This window comes from Arthrobacter sp. zg-Y1171 (genome assembly GCF_025244845.1).
Taxonomy (GTDB): domain Bacteria; phylum Actinomycetota; class Actinomycetes; order Actinomycetales; family Micrococcaceae; genus Arthrobacter_B.
In genome coordinates this window covers 2,896,703-2,915,391 of the sequence record NZ_CP104264.1, presented here as the reverse complement: position 1 = coordinate 2,915,391, position 18,689 = coordinate 2,896,703, and the positions used below count along the sequence as shown (strand labels likewise).

Here is an 18,689-nt window from a genome sequence, read left to right as displayed (position 1 = left end):
CGCGCGGCGGATGATGCCCGCCGCGCGCCTTTGTGCTGTTTGGCTGCGCTTACTCCCGTACCCGCTTACTCCTGCACCAGGGACTCGGTGAGGTCCTGGCCCTCGGGGGCGAAAACAATGCAGTCCACGCGGCGGTCGCCGGAGGCCCAGGTCTGCTCGGTAGGGATGGACTTGGTCAGCTTCAAGCCCGGGGACTCCGCGGCGGCGTCGGCATACTCCACGGCCTTGCAGACCTCGTTGACCCGCTCCTCCAGGGCGCCGGTGCCGGGGAAGGCAGCATCCTCGGTGTAGCTGTCGGTGGCGACCAGCTGGGCGTTGTGCGGTGTTTCGCAGGTGACTACGGTGGCGCCGGAGTTGACGTCGTCCCAATCCTTCAGGCACGCTCCCTCCACCAGCTCCAGGGGGCTCACATCCTCGGAGATGACGCCTTCCTCCTTGTCGTTAAAGACGAACACGAAAAGCAGGATGGCGACGACGGCGGCGAGCACAACGCCGCCGAGTACCAGAAGCAGGCGGGTGTTGCTCTTGCTCTTGCCGCTGCCCTTTGCCGCGGCGGGAGCGATGCCTGCCGCCGTCCCTGCCCCTGTTGCGGAGGCCGTGGCGCCGGAGGCTGCGCCGGGCTGCTTGGAGGCTGCTGTTGCCCCCGATGCCTGGCTTTCGGCCAGCCGGCGTGACCGGCGGGTGTCGCCCGCCGGCACAGCTGCCGCAACGGGCTCCGGTTCGCCGGATGCAGCAACCGGGGCTACTGCTCGCTCCTGGGGTGCGGCGGTCATCGGTGCGGCCGCGTTGATGCCATGCAGGGGGTGCGGTTCAGTGTCCCCTCCGGACGGCTCCTGCTCCGCTTCAGCGGCCGGTTCAGGTGTTTCACCGGACGCCGGAACGTCTAGCCCTGCGGCGGCTTCACCTTCGCCGCCATCGGCTTTGAAGCCCTCAGCCTCGTCGGTGCTGTCGGGCACGGCTTCAGTCTCGGTGCCCTCGGCGTTGGAGTTATCTGCACCGTCTCCGTGGGCCGCGGCGTCTTCCGTACCGTCGGTGCCGTCCGGAACGGCTTCGGCGTCGGTGCCGTCCGGCACGGCTTCAGCCTCCGCGCCGTCGGCCGCAGCGGTACCGGCAGCTGAACCGGAGGCCGTTGCCTCGCCATCTTCGGGTGTTGAACCGGAAAGAGCGGTCGTCTCGTCAGTTTCTCCGCGCCCATCGGTGCCGGCGGCGTTAGCGTCCACCTGGACTTCGGTCCCGGCAGGAGCCGGTTCAAGTCCGGACAGGCGCCCTGCTTCCGCCGCGTTGGCCTCGGCTGCAGCGGTTTCCGAGGCAACCTGGTCGAGGGCCGCTGCTTCCACGGCGTCCTCACTCAGGGCCGGCTCGGCCAGGGAGGGTTCTTCCAGCTCGAGGTCCTCGGGTGCCACCACCACCGGCTCCGCGGGAAGCTCCAACGCAGCGGTTTCGTCGCCGTCGCGTTCAGTTCCGGCGTCCGTAGCCAGTGCAGTCGCTGCGGAGCCCGCGCCGTCAGCCCCTTCGGCAGCCATGTCAGGCTCCCCGGCACCCTCGAAACTGCGTTCCCAGACACCGGCGTCGTGGTTTCCGTCTTCAGAGAGCCACGCGGGGGAGTCCGAATGCGCGCTCAGATCGGGGAGGGCTCCCGGCGTACTGTCCTTCTCCGGCGGCGGATAAACCGCTTCCGGTGTACTTTTCTGATCGCTCATGGTGAACGTCTGTCCTCCCTGTAGGCGGTGGCATGATGCACCCCAAAACTGTCTCTACCCCTGACTTTAGCCAATATCTGAGGGCGGGCGCAGGGACCGGCGTGCCGGAGGCCCTGTGCTAATGCCCCGGGAATACTCCTCGCCGCGGTCAAGGGGGCACAAGCCAGCGGGAAAACATGTAACCTGTACTTACGACAAATTGACCAAATATTCCGGGGCCCTCGTTCATCTGCCCGAACGACTAACCTCCGGATCGACGCAAAAAGGGGGTCACGCCATGGGGCGCGGCCGTCAAAAGGCAAAAGCAACCAAGCAGGCTCGGGAGATGAAGTACTTCACCCCGGCCACGGACTACTCGGCGCTGCAGCGTGAGCTCTCAGGACCGACGAGTCGTCCATCCAGTCGATATCCCGAGGAGCCGGCTGAGCCCGACTACTCGGCGTACGAAGATAAGTACGCGGATCAATTTGGCGACGATGACGATGATGAGGGTAACCGCCGCGTAGGCTAGCGGTAATTTCCTCAACGACGTTGGCCAATTGCCTCCTTCAGCGGATCACCTTAGGGTGGGTCCGCTGATTGGCGTTAAGCCTGTAAGTAGGTTTCTCTTAGGTCAAGGCCCCGCACCGGCGTATCCGGTGCGGGGCCTTGCTCTACCCGGCCGGAGCGCTCAGGCGTAGGTCCCGACCAAGCGGACGGCACCGCCGTCGACGCCCTTGGCGCCCTGCACAAAATCGGAATCGGCGCCGGACGGCGTTTCAATCCCGCCGACGGTGCCCATGACCCAGGCAGGGACGCCGCGGGCCGCGAGGCGCTCGAGGGCGGCCTCCGCGCTTCCTGCATCGACGATCGCCACCATGCCGACACCGAGGTTCAGCGTCCGTTCAAGGTCCGGCTGAGGCACGTTGCCCAGTTCAGCGATCAGCTTGAACACCGGCGGCAGTTCCCAGGTGGAGCGGTCCACCGTGGCCTGCAACCCCTTCGGCAGCACACGGGCCAGGTTTGCTGCCAACCCGCCGCCGGTCACGTGGCTGAAACCATGCACTCCGGCCGCCTCGTAGCGGGCGAGGTCAAGGCAGTCAGCGGCGTAGACGCGGGTAGGTTCGAGCAGTTCCTCGCCCAGGGTGCGTCCCAGTTCGGAAACCTGGCGTTCAAGCTGCCACCCGGCATGGTTGATGACGCGGCGGACCAGGGAGTAGCCGTTGGAGTGGATCCCCGAAGATGCCATACCGATGACTACGTCGCCGCGGCGCACCCGGTCCGGGCCGAGGAGCCGGTCCGCCTCCACCACGCCCGTGGCAGCGCCCGCGACGTCGTACTCGTGCTCACCCAGCAGGCCTGGATGCTCGGCGGTTTCCCCGCCGACCAGCGCCGTGCCGGCCACCTCGCAGGCCGCCGCGATGCCGCGGACTATGTCGGCGATGCGCTCCGGCACAACCTTGCCGCAGGCGATGTAGTCCGTCATGAACAACGGCTCGGCTCCCACCACCACGATGTCGTCCACCACCATGCCCACGAGATCGAAGCCGATGGTGTCGTGGATGTCCATAGCCTGCGCGATGGCAACCTTGGTTCCGACGCCGTCCGTGGACGTTGCGAGGAGCGGCTTCCGGTAGCTGAGCAGCCGCGAGGCATCGTAAAGGCCGGCGAAACCGCCCACTCCGCCCAGCACCGACGGATTGTGGGTGGCCTTGACGGCCGCCTTCATCAGTTCAACGGCTTTATCGCCGGCTTCGACATCCACTCCTGCGGACGCGTAGGTGATGGAGGTGGCGTTCATACGGCTTCTTTCTTTTCGGCGTCGGTAAGCAGGTTCTCGTATTCGCTGTCCGGTCCCGGGTCACAGCCGTTGGATCCGGCGGCTTCCGCGGGATTGGCAGGTTCCAGCAGGTTCTTCCCCAACCGGTCCGCGGCGGGCAGCTCGATGGGGTAGACGCCGGTGAAGCACGCCGTGCACAACCGTTCCCGCGGCTGCAGGGTCGCATCGATCATGCCGTCTTCGGAAATGTACGCCAGGCTGTCCGCACCGATGGACGCGCGGATTTCCTCCACGGCAGCGCCGTTGGCGATCAACTCGGCCCGGGACGCGAAGTCGATGCCGTAGAAGCACGGCCACTTCACCGGGGGAGAGGAGATCTTCACGTGGACCTCGAGGGCGCCGGCTTCGTGCAGCATCCGGACAATGGCACGCTGCGTATTGCCGCGCACGATGGAATCATCCACCACCACTACCCGCTTCCCGCGGATTACCGATTCGAGGGCGTTCAGCTTCAGTTTGATGCCGAGCTGGCGAAGGGTCTGGCTGGGCTGGATGAAGGTACGGCCAACGTAGGAGTTCTTGACGAACCCGTGGGCAAAGGGAATGCCGGACTCCTCGGCGTATCCCACTGCCGCCGGGGTGCCGGATTCCGGAACCGGGATCACGATGTCCGCCTCGACCGCGTTTTCCCGTGCCAGCTGCCGGCCCATCTCGACCCGGGATTCGTACACCGACCGGCCGGCAATGGTGGCGTCGGGGCGGGCGAGGTAAACGTACTCGAACACGCAGCCGGCCGGCGTCGGCTCCCCGAAGGTGCGGCTGCGGACCCCGGATTCGTCAATGGCAATGAATTCGCCCGGCTTGATCTCCCGGATGAAACTGGCTCCCACCGTGGCGAGGGCGGAGCCTTCGGAGGCCACCACCCAGCCACGCTCCAGCCTTCCAAGCACCAGCGGCCGGACGCCGTAGGTGTCCCGCGCGGCGTAGAGGGTGCCCTCATCCATAAACACAAAGGAGAACGCGCCGCGCAGTTTCGGCAGCAGCTCCATGGCCGTGTCCTCCAGGGAGCGTCCGTCGCTGCCGTTGAGCAAAGCGGTGACCAACGCCGTGTCGGAGGTGTTGCCCTGGGCGATTTCGCCGGAGCGGGGCCGGCCTTCGCGCTCGAGGATCAGTTCATACAGTTCAGCGGAGTTGGTCAGGTTGCCGTTGTGCGCCAGGGCCACGGTGCCGCTCGCGGTGGCGCCGAGGGTGGGCTGGGCATTGGCCCAGTGGGAGGCTCCGGTGGTCGAATACCGGCAGTGCCCCACCGCAATGTGCCCCAAAAGGGTATTGAGCGTGGTTTCGTCGAAGACCTGGGATACCAGCCCCATGTCCTTGTATACGCTGATGCGGTTGCCGTCGCTGGTTGCTATGCCGGCGGACTCCTGTCCGCGGTGCTGCAGGGCGTACAACCCGTAATAGGTAAGCTTCGCCACCTCTTCGCCGGGGGCCCAGACTCCGAAGACTCCGCAGGCATCCTGCGGGCCTTTTTCTCCGGGCATCAGATCATGGGAAAGCTGTCCGTCTCCACGTGCCATGTGTGAATTGTCTCATGGACAACCGGCGGCGCGGGCTGTGCGCGCAACCGTTACGACGACGGCTGTTCCCGGCTCTCCGGTTCCGCGGGATCTACGCTTTCCACCATGGACCGGCGGGCCCTGCGGACACTGATCCAATCCAGGATGAGGGCGGTCAAGGCGCCCAGCAGCAGCCCCGGGAGGCCGAACATGACGGTGAAGAACCCGAGGGTGGCTTCACGCGTGAAGCTGGGGTTCTCGGCCCCGCCGTAAGCGACGAAGAGGGCAGCAATAAACCCGGCAACCACTCCCAGTGCCAGGAAAGGGACGAAACGGGGAGCGCGGCGGACCGTAATCTCGCGGCGCTCAGGGCTGTGCTGCTCGGAAACCATGCTTCGATTCTACCGGCCGGGCACTCTCCCGCTTGCCGATGGAAACCAGGCGCGGACGGGACGGATCCCGGCCGGGGATCCTAGGACCCGGTCCGGAAGAGCGGCAGCACCTCGGAAAGGTCCGCGCGCAGCCCCGAGGCGGCCACCTTCCCCGCGGCAACGGCGTCGGCCCAGGACTGCCGGCCGGTGACCAGCGCCAGCCAGGTGGCGCCGTCGGTCTCGATGACGTTCGGGGGAGTGCCGCGGGTGTGCCGGGGGCCTGCCACGCACTGGGTCACCCCGAAGGGCGGAACCCGGACCTCGACGCTGTTGCCGGGGGCGCGTTCGGCAAGTTCCTCCAGGGCATACCGCACTGCCATGGCAGTGGTGCCGCGGTCAGTTGCCCCGGCTGCCGCTGCCTGCAGGGCGGCCCTGCCGTCTTCGCCCGAGATCCGGCGCCGTGCCACGCTTCTAGCCCAGCAGCGCCGTGACCGGCGCACCCAGCCGCAGGCTTCCCACGGGCTGTCCGCCGCCGAGTACCGGCTGCATGATCTTGGTCAGCACCTTCTCCACGGCCAGCGGATCGACGGCGCCGCTGGCAGCCAGCAGCGTCAGGCCCACCAGGGATGCGGCGCGGGTATTGCCGTCGAGCATCTTCAGCGCCACGGCAACGCCGGTGTCGGTGCCCAGCACCAGGACACCCTCGGCGCCGTTCTTGGCGATGATCCCCAGGTCCTCCATCACAACCGAGTTCTCGCGGCCGTGGCCGTGCACCGCCCACGGATAGTCGAGCATCGCGGTGGCAACCGTTGCCGCACGGGCGTTGCCGTGCTTGCCGGACGGCGCCTTGGCCAGCCGGCCGATGCCGCGGGCCAGCCCGGTCAGCGAGACAGCGGCCAGCGGCGCGCCGCAGCCGTCCACCGCCCAGTGCTGCACGGTTTCACCGGTGAATTCCTCGATCACCTCTGCGATGCGGCGCTGCAGCGGATGCTGGGGATCCAGGTAGGTGGCGTGGTCCCAGTTGTTCTCGGTGCACGCCCAGAGGAAGGCGGCATGCTTGCCGGAACAGTTGAATGCGATCCGCTGAGGCCCCTTGCCTTCGCGGATGAGTTCATTTCGAGCCTCGGTGTCCTGCGGCCAGTCCTCGGGGCACTGCAGGTGCCCCTCGGTGACGCCGGCGGCGGCCAGCATGCCGCGGACGACGTCGGTGTGTTCCCGGGAGCCGACGTGGCTGGCGGCGGCAAGTGCCACCTGCGGCCCGCGCAGCGGCACCCCGGACTGCATGGCCGCGACGGCTTGGAACGGCTTGAGCGTGGAGCGGGGGAAGATCGGCGTGGCGATGTCACCGAGTTCCGTAACCACGGTGCCGTCGGCGGCCATCACGACGGCGGAGCCGATGTGGCGGGATTCAATAAAACCGTTGCGCTCCAGCACTGCCAGTTCAACGGCGTCGGACGCGGTAAAAGTTGCGTTCATGTTATTCAGTCTAAAGGGGTGCGGGGGGCGAACCGGCGATGACGGCCCCGGCACCGCCGTCGATCTCGCTGCCCCCCGCCGTTCCTCGGTATGCGCCGCACCGCTGCAGCGCCCGCACTTCCACTATCGATCCGCCTCGGGGCTACCTGCAAGGGACGCCGGCCTGCAGGTACCGGACGGATGGCAAATAGGTAGCCCGGGATGCCGAGCTGCCGCGGGCAGGCATCCCTGCGGCAATCCGTGCCGCGGCGTCATGTTGGGCAGGTGCTTTCAGGCGGTCCATCCCAGCAAGTACCCTGATCTACTGTGAAGGTTCTCGTAGTAGGCCCCGGCGGCCGCGAACATGCCCTTGTCCGAGCGCTCCTGGCTGATCCCTATGTCCGCGAGGTCCACGCGGCACCCGGGAACGCAGGCATTGCCCAGCTGGTGCCGGTCCACCCGGTCGAGGCCACCGACCCCTCCGCGGTCACGGAACTGGCCCGCTCCCTCGGTTCCGACCTGGTGGTCATCGGACCGGAAGCACCGCTTGCGGCAGGTGTGGCCGACGCGCTGCGGGAGGCGGGGTTTGCCGTGTTCGGTCCGTCACGGGCCGCCGCCCAGCTCGAAGCTTCCAAAGCCTTCGCCAAGCAGGTCATGGCGGCCGCCAATGTTCCCACGGCCATGGCGCGCATGGCCGGCACCATGGAGGAAGCCGCCGACGCACTCGACACCTTCGGCACCCCGTACGTGGTCAAGGACGACGGGCTGGCCGCGGGCAAGGGCGTGGTGGTGACTTCGGACCGGAAGGAAGCACTGGAGCATGCCCGCGCCTGCTTCCAGGCGGGCGGAACCGTGGTGATCGAGGAATTCCTGGACGGCCCCGAGGTCTCGCTCTTCGTGCTCTCGGACGGACGGCATGTGGTGCCGCTGGCTCCGGCCCAGGACTTCAAGCGGATTTTCGACAACGACGCCGGCCCCAACACCGGTGGCATGGGCGCCTACTCGCCTGTGGACTGGGCACCGGCCGGGCTGGTGCAGGACGTAGTCCGCCGGGTCGCGCAGCCGACCATCGACGAAATGGCTTCCCGCGGCACCCCTTTCGTGGGCGTGCTGTACTGCGGGCTTGCCCTGACGACGCGCGGGGTGCGGGTCATCGAATTCAACGCCCGCTTCGGTGACCCGGAGACGCAGGCGGTGCTGGCCCGGTTGAAGACACCGCTCGGCGGGCTGCTGATGGCGGCGGCCAAGGGGGAGCTGGACGCCATGGAACAGCTGAAATGGGACCCGCGCCCCGCCGTCGCCGTCGTGGTGGCAGCAGAAAACTATCCGGGCAAGCCGAGGACCGGAGACCGGGTGCGCGGGCTGAAGAAAGCCGGGCGGCTGGAGGGCGTACACGTGCTGCACGCCGGGACCAAGCTCAAGAAGGACAAAGTGCACAGCGCCGGCGGGCGGGTGCTTTCCGTTGTCGCGCTGGGTTCGGACCTGAACGAGGCGAGGGACCGTGCCTACGCCGGCGTCGATCTGATCCGGCTCGAAGGGTCCCAGCACCGCACCGATATTGCCCTGAAGGCTGCCCGCGGCGAAGTGCGGGTTCCGGAAGGCAGCTCGGGGCAGCCGGGCAGCACCGCCGAGCCGGAGGCCGAAGTGGCCCGCGAAGGGAAACTCGCATGAGTGACGGTACGGGCCGTGCGCCCCAGCTGCCCGGCTGGCGGCATGTGTATTCGGGCAAGGTGCGCGATCTGTACGTGCCCGAAGGGGACGGGGACGACGCCGGCCGCGTGCTGGTAGTGGCCAGCGACCGGATCAGCGCGTATGACCACGTGCTGGCCAGCACCATTCCGGACAAGGGGCGGATCCTCACCCAGCTCAGTCTTTGGTGGTTTGACCAGCTGGGGGACATCCCGAACCATGTGATTTCCGCCCGGGATGGTGTTCCGGAGGCGGTGGCCGGCCGGGCGATGATCTGCAAAAAGCTGGAGATGTACCCGGTGGAGTGTATTGCGCGCGGTTACCTGACCGGCTCCGGGCTGGCCGAGTACCAGGCCTCCCGGACAGTATGCGGGTTGCCGCTGCCTGCCGGGCTGGTGGACGGTTCGCGGATTGAACCGGCCGTGTTTACCCCCTCGGCCAAGGCCGAGCAGGGCGAACATGACGAGAACATCACCTATGAGGCAGTGGTGGACACAGTGGGCCCCGGCACGGCGGAAGAGCTGCGTACGCTGACGCTGCAGATCTACACCCGGGCAGAAGCCGTGGCACGGGAACGCGGGATCATCCTTGCGGATACCAAAGTGGAGTTCGGAAAGGATCCGGTGACCGGTGCGGTCACTTTGGGGGACGAAGTGCTGACCCCGGATTCGTCCCGTTTCTGGGACGCGGCACTGTATTCACCCGGCCAGGCCCAGCCGTCCTTCGATAAGCAATATGTGCGGGACTGGCTTACCTCACCGGCCTCGGGCTGGGACCGGTACTCCGATGCGCCGCCCCCTGCCCTCCCGGACGACGTCGTCGAACGCACCCGGAGCCGGTATGTGGAGGCCTATGAACGGCTTACCGGGGAGAAGTTCGTCTAGTCCCGGCATGTGCTCTTGGCACCTTAACGCAAAAGGGCCGGTCAGATTTCTCTGACCGGCCCTTTCTGGTCGGGGTGACAGGATTTGAACCTGCGACCTCGTCGTCCCGAACGACGCGCGCTACCAAGCTGCGCCACACCCCGTAACCACTGTTCCGCTGAAGTGTTTGACGACCTCGCGAAGCAACTTTACAAGGATACTAGACAAATCCCGATTCCGCGAAACGGACGTCTTGAACCTCTCCGGCGGCCCCTGCGGAAGGGCCGGTCCGGAGCCCGATCCGGGCTTAGGTGTCCCGCGCCGTCAGGGTCAGCAGGACTGCCTCGGGACGGCAGGCAAAGCGCACCGGTGCGTAGCGCGAGGTGCCGATGCCGGCGGAGACGTTCAGCGGCACCCGGCGTCCTGCGTGCGCCCAGGAGGTAAGCCCGCGGGCCTGCCAGGTCGGCAGGTCGCAGTTGCTGACCAGGGCGCCGTAGCCGGGAATGCAGACCTGTCCGCCGTGGGTGTGCCCGGCGAGGATGATCTCGGCGCCTCCGCCGGTGAACTCGTTGAGCACGCGCTGGTAGGGAGCGTGGGCGACGCCGATCTTCACTTCGGGTGCTGTGTTGGTTCCCGTGGATGCGGATGCGCCGGACGGAGCAAAGCCCTGATATTTGTCCCGTCCCAGGTGCGGGTCATCCACTCCGGAAAAGTTCAGGCGCAGGCCGGGCAGGTCCATCACACTGCTGGTGTTGGTCAGGTTCTGCCAGCCGGCGTCCTGGAAGGAGTCGAAGAGGCTGCCCCAAGGCAGCTTCTCAGGTTCGAGCCGATGCTTGGAGGGGCCGGTGAAGTATGTGAACGGATTCTTCAGGACCGGGGCGTAGTAGTCGTTGGAGCCCGGGACAAAGACGCCCGGGAAACGCATCACGGGTTTCAACGCCTCAAGCACGGCTGGTACTGCCTGCGGGTGGCTGAGATTGTCGCCGGTGTTGACTACCAGATCCGGTTCCAGCTCAGCCAGGCCCTGCAGCCAACGGACTTTCCGCTCCTGGCCGGGAACAAAGTGGATGTCCGAAAGGTGCAGGACCCGCAGGGGAGCGCTTCCGGTCGGCAGGACCCGGACGGTTTCTTCACGGACACCGAAGAGGTTCCGTTCTATCAGGGAGCCGTAGGCGAAGGCCGCAGCGCCGGTGCCGGCGAGGCCGCCGGCCAGCCATGCTGCCTTCCGCACCACGGAGGTGAGGGTCGAATCAGCCACTAGCCGTTACCGCCGCTGTTGCCGCCGCCGTTACCGTTGCCGCCGCCTTCACCGCCGCCGTTACCGCCGTTACCGTTGCCGCCACCGTTACCGTTGCCGCCGCCTTCACCGCCGCCGTTGCCGCCGTTACCGTTGCCGCCGCCGTTGCCAGGCCCCTGATCTGCGGCAGGGGAGGCCGGCGGGGAAGCCGGCGGAGTGGCGCGGGGCGGTGCCGTGTTGCCGACCATGCTGGCCGGGGGAGCGGTAAACGCGTTGGCTTCGTACTGGCCGGCAATCCGCTGGATGTAATTCTTCCAGGAGGGACCGGCGATCAGGGAGCCGTCGATTTCCGGGTAGGTCCGTCCGCCGATCAGCTTGTCGGACATGGTGGTGTTATTGGCTTTCCAGTTGCCGATCCACGAGGCGGTGACCATTCCGGTGCTGTAGCCCATGAACCAGGTCTGCGAGCGGGTGTCGTTGGTGCCGGTCTTGCCGGCGGTGGGAACACCGACCTGCAGGTTCACACCGGAACCGTTGGTCATCACCCGCTGAGTGGCCATATTGACGCCCTGGGCAACCTCTTTGCGCATCACCTGCTCGCAGGACTGCTCCGGAACCGGATATTCGGTGCCGTCGGCGCCGGTGACGGACTCAAGCGCAATGGGGTCACACTTCACGCCTTCGGCGGCAAGAGTAGCAAAACCGGTGGCCATGGACAGCGGAGAGGCGTCGCCGCCGCCGCCGAAGGTGGACGGCGGGTCGACGGAGAGCATGTCCTCTTTGCCTTCCGAGCTCTTGCCGTTGTGGATTCCTGCGGCAAAGGCGATTTCCTGGAAGGAGCACAAATCCAGCTGGTTGATCTCCGCGAGGGTGATGGTGTTGTAGGACTGCGCCAGGCCGTCCAGGACGGTGGTGCTCTTGTAGTTCGTGTCGCCGTAGTTGATGGGCGTCCACGGTTCAAGTGCAACGTAGCGGCCGCCGGGCAGGCACTTGGCGTTCCAGGAGTGCCCCGCGGGGTAGGTGCGCTTGGACCCGTTCAGGGTGGTGTTCAGGGTTTTGCCCGAATCCAGCCAGGCAGCAACTGTGAACGGCTTGTACGTGGACCCGGGCTGGAAACCACCCAAGCCGTTGAGCGGTTTGCTTGGATCACCGTCTTGGTTGACGTCCACGTTGAAGTTCTGGACGGAGTTGCCGTCCGCGAGTTCCGGCGTGTACCGGGTGTTCTGGGCCATGGTCAGGATCTTGCCGGTGCCCGGTTCGATGCTGACCATCGCGTGGCCGATCTCAGCGTCGGTGGTGTCCGGATTGGCCGTTTCGTTGACGGCTGTCTGCGCGGCATTCTGGAACGTTGGGTTCAGGGTGGTCTTGATGGTGAGGCCGCCGCGCTTGAGCAGCTTGTCCCGATCTTCCTCGGTGGCGCCGAAGTTCTCGTCGTTGAGCACAAGGCGTGTTACGTAGTCACAGAAATACGGAGCCTGGGAGGCACCAACGCAGTTGCTCGATACCGGCGTGATCTGCAGGTCCAGTCCGGTGGCAACAGCGGCGTCGAAGTCTGCCTGCGCGATGCGGCCCTTATCCAACATGGCCTGGAGCACCAGGTTCCGGCGTTCCAGGGCGCGCTCGGGGTTCAGCTCCGGGCTGTAGAAAGTGGGACCGTTGACGACGCCGGCCAGCAGGGCCGACTGGGCGATGGTCAGGTCCTTGGCATCAACGTTGAAGAAGTAGCGGGCCGCAGCCTGGACGCCGTACGTGGTGCCGCTGAACGGAACGATATTGAAGTAGCCCTCAAGGATTTCGTCCTTGCTGAGCTCTTTTTCCACCGCAATTGCAAGCTTCATTTCGCGAAGCTTGTCGCCAACCGATTTACCGCCGCTGAAAACAACTTCCTCGTTGTTCTGCATGTTGGTGTCAATGATGACGTTGTTTACGTATTGCTGGGTGATGGTGGAAGCACCGCGCGTGCTGTCACTGGTGGCATTGGACACAAGGGCACCCATGATGCCCTGCAGGTCCACCCCGCCGTGATCGTAGAACCGGTCATCCTCGATGGCCAGCATGGCATCGACCATATTCGGCGACACCTGGTCGAGGGTCACCGGCTGGCGGTTCTCCTCGTACACCGTGGCGATCAGGGAGCCGTCGTTTGCGTAGATCTTTGACGGCGTGGCCAGTGCCCCGCGTTCCAGCTCCGAGGGAAGCTGGTCAAAGAACTGGATGGATCCGGATGCGGCTGTGCCTGCTGCTGCGGCTACGGGAACCAGGAGACCGGCAGCCAGGACTCCGCAAAGAGCACTGATGCCGAAGAACGCGACGAGCTTCCCGAGAGTGGTCGCCGTGTCAAAGAACGGTGATTTGCGTGCTGCCATGCGAGACAGTCTACAAGCACGTTACGCTTTCCCTTATGACCAAATGGGAATACTTCATTACGCCTCTTCCACTGCACACACCAGGCCAAGTCCTCAATATGCACGGGGACGAAGGTTGGGAACTGGTACAGATCGCTTCGGCGCCGAACGGAACCGGTTCCGTCGCCTACATGAAACGCGAAAAAAACCAGTGACCAGCGCTGCCGGTGCAGTCTCGGCTGTTGAGGTCAGGCTCCGGGAACTGGGCCTGAGCCTTCCGGCCGTCGCGTCTCCGGTGGCCGTCTACGTTCCGGCCGTGATCACCGGAAACCTCGTCCACACTTCCGGCCAGTTGCCGTTTGTGGACGGGGTCCTGCCGGCCACGGGCAAGGTCGGTGCCGAAGTAGGCGCAGAGGAGGCCGCGTCCTACGCGGCCATCTGCGCCGTCAATGCCCTGGCCGCCGTGAAGGCTCAGATTGGTGACCTTGACCGCGTGGTACGCGTGGTGAAGGTGGTGGGCTACGTCGCCTCCGACCCTTCCTTCACCGGCCAGCCGGCCGTCATTAACGGTGCTTCCGAGCTGCTGGGAAATGTCTTCGGCAAGGCGGGAAGCCATGCCCGTTCCGCCGTCGGTGTCGCGGTCCTGCCCCTGGACGCGCCTGTTGAAGTAGAAATGATCGTTGAATTTGCCTAACTCCACAGTCCGGCTTTTCCCGGTAGCCCCCGCGGACCGGGTGGCGGCCCAGACTTGGTTCGAGCGCCCCGACCGCACGCCCCGCAAACCGCGGCTGGCGTCCTCGGTGGTGCTGCTCCGGGACTCCCCGCGCGGTACCCAGACGTACCTTTCCTACCGGCGCGGCGAATCGCCCCTGGGTAAGGTCGCCTTCCCGGGCGGCAGCATCGAAGAGAACGACGACGCGCAGGTCGCGTGGTACGGTCCGGCCCCGGCACTGTGGGCGAAGTCCATGGGTGCCGACGACGCGCGGCTCGCCCGCCGCCACGTCGTGGCCGCGATCCGCGAGTTGTTCGAAGAAACCGGCATCCTGCTCGCCGGCCCCGACGAGTCCACACTGCTGGAAAGCAACCGCGGCCCGGAATGGATGGCTGCACGGACGGCCATTGCCACCCAGGAGGCATCCTTCCTGGAGCTGCTTGGAAAGCGCGGCCTCGGCCTGCGCACTGACCTTTTGCGCCCGCTCTCCAACTGGCACAGCGCCGACTTTGCGCTCCGGCGCTTCGATACCCGTTACTTTGCCGCGGTCCAGCCGGTGGGCCAGGACGCCACCCTGCTGGAGGGTAAAGGTGTCTGGGCAGACTGGAAACCGGCGGCGGAAGTCATTGCCGCGCGGGACAGCACCGAGTTGGGCGACGAAATCGGCCAGCCGGACACGACCGGGCTGACCCTGGGCGAACTGGTGGTTCCCGCCGTCGAACTCACCCTGGAAAAGGTAGCGTCCGCCCGAGGCTGTATCGCGTATCTTTCGAGCCGCCGGCCCGCGGCCGTTTACCAGCCGGAACTGGTCGAGGTTGATGGGAAGCCCTGCGTAGCCGTCCGCCCAGGTGGCGGCACCGAAGGATCCTCCCAGCACGGGCGTTAGCCGGCCTCGGCTCGGCCGGTGCACAAACGTGCACGGATCCCAACCAACAACGGCGGCGTCGGTCCCAGGGACCGGCGCCGCCGTTGTTGGTGTTTCGTGCCTTTAGCGGGAGCGCTGGCGCAGCCGCTGGACGTCAAGAATGACAACCGCGCGGGCTTCCAGGCGCAGCCACCCACGCTGGACAAACTCGGCGAGGGCCTTGTTCACAGTTTCGCGGGAGGCGCCAACCAGCTGGGCCAGCTCCTCCTGGGTGAGCTCGTGCGCAACCAGGATGCCGTCGGTCGCGGGACGGCCGAAGCGGTCCGCCAGGTCCAACAGCGCCTTTGCCACGCGGCCCGGAACGTCGGAGAACACGAGGTCCGCCAGGGACTCGTTCGTCCGGCGAAGCCTGCGGGCCAGTGCCTGCAGCAGCTGGACGGAAACCTCGGGGCGGGTTTCAATCAGGGCGCGCAGGTTCTCGTGCCGCAGGCCCGCAAGGCGGGTTTCGGAAACGGCGGTTGCCGTGGCGTTCCGGGGCGAGGGATCAAAGAGGGCCATCTCGCCGAACAGTTCGCCCGGGCCGAGGATCGCCAGCAGGTTTTCCCGGCCGTCCGGGGCGGAGCGGCCAAGCTTGATCTTGCCGGAGACGATGAAATAGAGCTGGTCGCCCTGATCGCCTTCGCGGAAGACGGAGGCGCCGCGTGAGAGGTCGACCTCAGTGAGCTCTTCGGTCAGGGCGGCGAAGACGTCGTCTCCCAGAGAGGCGAACAACGGCGCGCGGCGCAGTACCTCGATATCCATGAAATCTCCTGTAAATAGTGGTCTCTCCTTATTATCTTGCCGCACGTCACCCCCTAGTGATACCTAAAGCACGTTTGTTCACCGATAGGTCCGAAAAAGAGGGCAGGACCACAGGCGCCGGGTCAATCCTGATAACGGGTTCCGGAGGTTGTCCCTATAAACTCGCACTGCAGCGGCCTTCCACCGCCCGGCCACCCGATTGACACGCTTGGAGCTCTTTGTGCTCGGACTGACACTTCTGGACATCATCCTGCTCCTCGTCCTGATCTTCTACCTCGTTGCAGGACTGCGCAACGGACTGGTGGTGACCCTCGGCGGGATCGTGGGATTCGTTGCCGGCGCCGTTGGCGCCTTCTTTGCCATTCCGCTGGTTGCCGAATGGGTTCCGGATAACGGCTGGCGGCTGACGGTGGTCATTGCCACGGCCGTCGTCCTGGTGCTCGTGGGCCATGCAGCCGGGGCCGCGCTTGGCGGAATGATCCGCAGGTGGTTGAATTTCCCGCCGCTGAAGTTCCTGGACCGGGTACTCGGCGGTGCCGCCAACCTTGTAGTGGCAGCGCTGGTCATGGCCATGCTTGCCTTCAGCGTGACGACGCTGGGCGTTCCGTTCCTGTCCCAGCAGATTGCCGCCTCGAAGGTACTCACCACCATTGACGATGCCACCCCCGAGCAGGTGAAGACGTGGAGTGCGCAGATTCGTTCCTTCACTGTCTCCGAGGGGCTGCCGACCATCCTTGACAGCGCCGCGCCCCAAACGGCTGTCCCGCCCAGCGCGGAGGTGGACTCCGAGGAGCTGCGGACCGCGTCGGCGTCGGTCCTCAAAATCACCGGCACGGCGTATCAGTGCGGTCAGAACCAGACAGGGTCAGGCGTTGTGGTGGCGGATGACCGCGTGCTCACCAACGCCCACGTGGTTGCCGGCGTGAACGAACCGGTGGTGGAGGTTCCCGACGGCAGCGTGCTCCCCGGACGGGTGGTCCACTTCGATTCAGCACGCGACCTGGCCGTCCTCGCTGTGGAAGGGCTCGACGCCGATCCCGTCCCCGTGGGCGAGCCGCTTGCGGCCGGCACCACCGCGGCCTTTGCCGGTTATCCGGCAGGCGGCCCGTTCCGGCTGCAGGCCGCAAGCGTCGAGGGCCTGTCCAACGTGTCCGTCCGGGATATCTACGGAACCTCCCCAACGGTGCTGGAGGTCTACACCCTGGCCGCGAACGTGCAGCAGGGTAATTCCGGCGGGCCGCTGCTGGACATGGACGGCCGCCTCGCCGGCATCATTTTCGCCAAGACCACCAGCGACCAGCCGATCGGCTATGCCCTCTCACTGGCCGAGGTCGGCCCTGTGGTTGACGCCGCACCGGGTTACGACAGCCCGGTTTCGGCCGGTCAGTGCACCAGCAAATAATCCTGCCCCAGCTACGCCGTGCCGGCCATGGCTACTCCGCGGCCCGGCCGCCCGCGGACCCGATCAGGTAGTCCACCGCCATGCGGTAGCCGCTGATACCGGCCCCGCAGATCACTACCTCCGCCACTGCGGAGACGAAGGAGTGATGGCGGAACTCCTCGCGGCGGTGGATGTTGCTCAGGTGAACCTCGACCACCGGCAGCTCCACGCCGGACAAGGCGTCCGGGATGGCCACCGACGTGTGGCTGTAGGCACCGGGATTGATGACAATGCCGTCCGCAGTGCCGCGCGCCGCGTGGATGGCATCGATCAGATCGCCTTCGTGGTTGGACTGGACACAGTCCACGGTCCAGCCGTGGGCGGAGGCCGCGGCCATTGCCGCGGCCTCCACATCCGCCAGGGTGGAGCTGCCGTAGATCGCCGGTTCGCGGGTGCCCAACAGGTTCAGGTTGGGGCCGTTAAGGACGAGGAGGTTGCGGGTTCCGGCTGCAGTCATGGCTTAACTATGCCGGAGCTTGGATAAGAAGGCTGCACGGCGGCCGTGTTGCGCGCTGTCATGCGGCGGGCGGCCAGCGCGCCGGCAATGGTGATCAGGGACATCAGGGCCAGGACGACGCCGGGATGCCACCACGCACCGCCGGTTGCGTTGGAGAACACCTGGGTGATGGACGGGGTGAACCCGGAGAGGATGCCGGCCAGGCTGTAGGCCAGGGACATGGCGGTGAAGCCGGTTCGGGCCGGGAACAGATCCGCCATCAATCCGCCCAGCGCCGCCCATGCCGCCGTCGGTGCGATGCCGCCGATGAGGATGGTCAGGATGTAGACCGGCGCGGTGGCGTTGCTGATGATGAAGTACAGCGGGAAGGAGATCAGCAGGGTGGCCACGGCTCCGGCCATCACCATCCGTGCCGAACCGATCCGGTTGGCCAGGAAACCGAACGCGGGGATGGTTGCCAGCTGCAGCACCGAACCGACCAAGGCCGCGTTCAGGACCGTGGATTCGGACAGCCCAAGCACAGTTGTGCCGTAGGACTGGGTGTAGGTGGTCATCAGGAAGTAGGAGCCGATACCCAGCAGTGCAGCCGCGGCCGCCACCAGGACTGCAGCCCACTGGGTGCGGAGCACCTCCAGCAGCGGAACCCGGGTGATCTGGTGTGCCTGTGCCACGCCCTTGAAAACGGGGGTTTCATCGATGGCCAGCCGCAGGTACAGGGCGATGCCCATAAAGGGGAAGGCCAGCAGGAACGGAATGCGCCAGACCCCGGCCGCCAGGTCCTCGTCGGAAACCTGGGTGAGCAGCAGGAAGATGCCGGTGACCATGATGGTGCCTACCGGCGAACCGATCTGCGGAATGGCCGCGTACAGCGCCCGCTTTCGGGGAGCGGCGTGCTCGGTGGCAATCAGGATGGAACCGCCCCATTCACCCCCGACGGCCAGGCCCTGGAGCAGGCGCAGCGCGACCAGCAGCAGCGGCGCCCAGATCCCGATGGTGTTGTAGTCCGGCAGCAGGCCGACGGCGCCGGTGGCGGTACCCATCAGGACGATGGTTCCGATCAGGGACGTTTTGCGTCCTACCCGGTCACCGATGTGGCCGAAGAGAATGGCGCCCAGGGGGCGGGCGATGAAGCCCATGCCCAGGGTCAGGAAGGACAGCAGGATGCCGGTCGCTGCATCCACGTCGGGAAAGAAAATCCGGTTCAGGATCAGGGCTGCGGCGGTGCCGAAAACGTAGAAGTCGTAGGACTCCAGGGCGGTGCCGATAAACGAGGCGCCCGCAACTTTGCGGGCCATCTTGGAAGAGGTGGGGGTGGGGGGTGCGGCTGGTGCGGCCGGTGCGGCCGGTGCGGGTGTAGTAGACACAGACAGGAATTGTCCTAGCAGCGGCGGCTTTCACCAAGTCCATGAGTCCAACGTCACATTGGTCCGGATTTCCG

The 18,689-nt window shown here is 66.1% G+C and carries 17 protein-coding genes and 1 tRNA gene; 6 read left to right on the top strand and 12 right to left on the bottom strand.

Translation table 11 applies throughout. The features are described from left to right. Positions 1 to 65: 65 nt before the first annotated feature. Complete coding sequence (locus tag N2L00_RS13655; protein ID WP_255862511.1) at positions 66 to 1,700, bottom strand: septum formation family protein; 1,635 nt, start codon at positions 1,698 to 1,700, stop codon at positions 66 to 68. A gap of 277 nt (positions 1,701 to 1,977) precedes the next feature. Between N2L00_RS13655 and N2L00_RS13650 the strand changes: the two genes are divergently transcribed. Further along, entirely contained in the window at positions 1,978 to 2,211 is a 234-nt protein-coding gene (locus N2L00_RS13650; protein ID WP_146361664.1) for a DUF3073 domain-containing protein, read from the top strand. 159 nt (positions 2,212 to 2,370) lie between these two features. On the opposite strand, the gene purM is transcribed toward N2L00_RS13650, so the two are convergent. The 5 genes from purM to N2L00_RS13625 form a co-directional block, all read right to left on the bottom strand. Further along, the gene (purM, locus tag N2L00_RS13645; RefSeq protein WP_255765079.1) at positions 2,371 to 3,480 is read right to left on the bottom strand and encodes a phosphoribosylformylglycinamidine cyclo-ligase; all 1,110 of its coding nucleotides are present in this window, start codon (positions 3,478 to 3,480) and stop codon (positions 2,371 to 2,373) included. Continuing rightward, positions 3,477 to 5,036: an amidophosphoribosyltransferase gene (purF, locus tag N2L00_RS13640; RefSeq protein ID WP_255765078.1), complete on the bottom strand. Its 1,560-nt coding sequence runs from the start codon at positions 5,034 to 5,036 to the stop codon at positions 3,477 to 3,479. The genes purM and purF overlap by 4 nt, the downstream gene beginning before the upstream one ends. Before the next feature lie 50 nt (positions 5,037 to 5,086). Next, the gene (locus N2L00_RS13635) at positions 5,087 to 5,407 is read right to left on the bottom strand and encodes a hypothetical protein (RefSeq protein ID WP_255765077.1); all 321 of its coding nucleotides are present in this window, start codon (positions 5,405 to 5,407) and stop codon (positions 5,087 to 5,089) included. An 80-nt stretch (positions 5,408 to 5,487) separates the two neighbouring features. Then, positions 5,488 to 5,853: a sterol carrier family protein gene (locus N2L00_RS13630; protein ID WP_255765076.1), complete on the bottom strand. Its 366-nt coding sequence runs from the start codon at positions 5,851 to 5,853 to the stop codon at positions 5,488 to 5,490. Positions 5,854 to 5,857: 4 nt separating this feature from the next. Next, positions 5,858 to 6,862: an asparaginase gene (locus N2L00_RS13625; protein WP_255862512.1), complete on the bottom strand. Its 1,005-nt coding sequence runs from the start codon at positions 6,860 to 6,862 to the stop codon at positions 5,858 to 5,860. Positions 6,863 to 7,168: 306 nt separating this feature from the next. Between N2L00_RS13625 and purD the strand changes: the two genes are divergently transcribed. Further along, on the top strand, positions 7,169 to 8,512 hold the full coding sequence (gene purD, locus N2L00_RS13620; protein ID WP_255862513.1) for a phosphoribosylamine--glycine ligase: 1,344 nt from the start codon (positions 7,169 to 7,171) through the stop codon (positions 8,510 to 8,512). Beyond that, a complete protein-coding gene (locus tag N2L00_RS13615) occupies positions 8,509 to 9,414 on the top strand; it encodes a phosphoribosylaminoimidazolesuccinocarboxamide synthase (RefSeq protein WP_255862514.1) in 906 nt (301 codons plus the stop codon). The genes purD and N2L00_RS13615 overlap by 4 nt, the downstream gene beginning before the upstream one ends. A gap of 66 nt (positions 9,415 to 9,480) precedes the next feature. On the opposite strand, the gene N2L00_RS13610 is transcribed toward N2L00_RS13615, so the two are convergent. The 3 genes from N2L00_RS13610 to N2L00_RS13600 all read right to left on the bottom strand — a co-directional run bounded on the left by N2L00_RS13610 (position 9,481) and on the right by N2L00_RS13600 (position 12,996). Continuing rightward, positions 9,481 to 9,557, bottom strand: a tRNA-Pro gene (locus N2L00_RS13610). Positions 9,558 to 9,700: 143 nt separating this feature from the next. Further along, entirely contained in the window at positions 9,701 to 10,651 is a 951-nt protein-coding gene (locus N2L00_RS13605) for a metallophosphoesterase (protein ID WP_374676597.1), read from the bottom strand. Next, positions 10,651 to 12,996 carry a transglycosylase domain-containing protein gene (locus tag N2L00_RS13600; RefSeq protein ID WP_255862515.1) on the bottom strand — a complete coding sequence of 782 codons (2,346 nt, stop codon included), beginning with the start codon at positions 12,994 to 12,996 and terminating at the stop codon, positions 10,651 to 10,653. Before N2L00_RS13600 ends, N2L00_RS13605 begins: the two co-directional genes overlap by 1 nt. 190 nt (positions 12,997 to 13,186) lie before the next feature. Between N2L00_RS13600 and N2L00_RS13590 the strand changes: the two genes are divergently transcribed. Further along, positions 13,187 to 13,669, top strand: coding sequence for a RidA family protein (locus tag N2L00_RS13590; protein WP_255862516.1), 483 nt, complete (start codon positions 13,187 to 13,189; stop codon positions 13,667 to 13,669). Continuing rightward, positions 13,662 to 14,573, top strand: a complete 912-nt coding sequence (locus N2L00_RS13585; RefSeq protein WP_255862517.1) for an NUDIX hydrolase — start codon at positions 13,662 to 13,664, stop codon at positions 14,571 to 14,573. Before N2L00_RS13590 ends, N2L00_RS13585 begins: the two co-directional genes overlap by 8 nt. A 102-nt stretch (positions 14,574 to 14,675) precedes the next feature. Here N2L00_RS13585 and N2L00_RS13580 read toward each other — a convergent pair whose 3' ends face one another. Next, positions 14,676 to 15,353 carry a Crp/Fnr family transcriptional regulator gene (locus N2L00_RS13580; protein ID WP_146360700.1) on the bottom strand — a complete coding sequence of 226 codons (678 nt, stop codon included), beginning with the start codon at positions 15,351 to 15,353 and terminating at the stop codon, positions 14,676 to 14,678. 220 nt (positions 15,354 to 15,573) lie between these two features. Here N2L00_RS13580 and N2L00_RS13575 point away from each other — a divergent pair, with 220 nt between their 5' ends. Next, on the top strand, positions 15,574 to 16,755 hold the full coding sequence (locus tag N2L00_RS13575; RefSeq protein WP_255765069.1) for a MarP family serine protease: 1,182 nt from the start codon (positions 15,574 to 15,576) through the stop codon (positions 16,753 to 16,755). A 31-nt stretch (positions 16,756 to 16,786) separates the two neighbouring features. Here the strand turns inward: N2L00_RS13575 and aroQ are convergent, their stop codons facing one another. Together aroQ and N2L00_RS13565 are read right to left on the bottom strand one after the other, a co-directional pair. Further along, on the bottom strand, positions 16,787 to 17,251 hold the full coding sequence (gene aroQ / locus N2L00_RS13570) for a type II 3-dehydroquinate dehydratase (RefSeq protein ID WP_255765068.1): 465 nt from the start codon (positions 17,249 to 17,251) through the stop codon (positions 16,787 to 16,789). Continuing rightward, positions 17,248 to 18,615 (bottom strand): MFS transporter, encoded by a 1,368-nt coding sequence (locus N2L00_RS13565; protein ID WP_255862518.1) that lies wholly within the window; start codon positions 18,613 to 18,615, stop codon positions 17,248 to 17,250. Before N2L00_RS13565 ends, aroQ begins: the two co-directional genes overlap by 4 nt. Positions 18,616 to 18,689 lie beyond the last annotated feature (74 nt).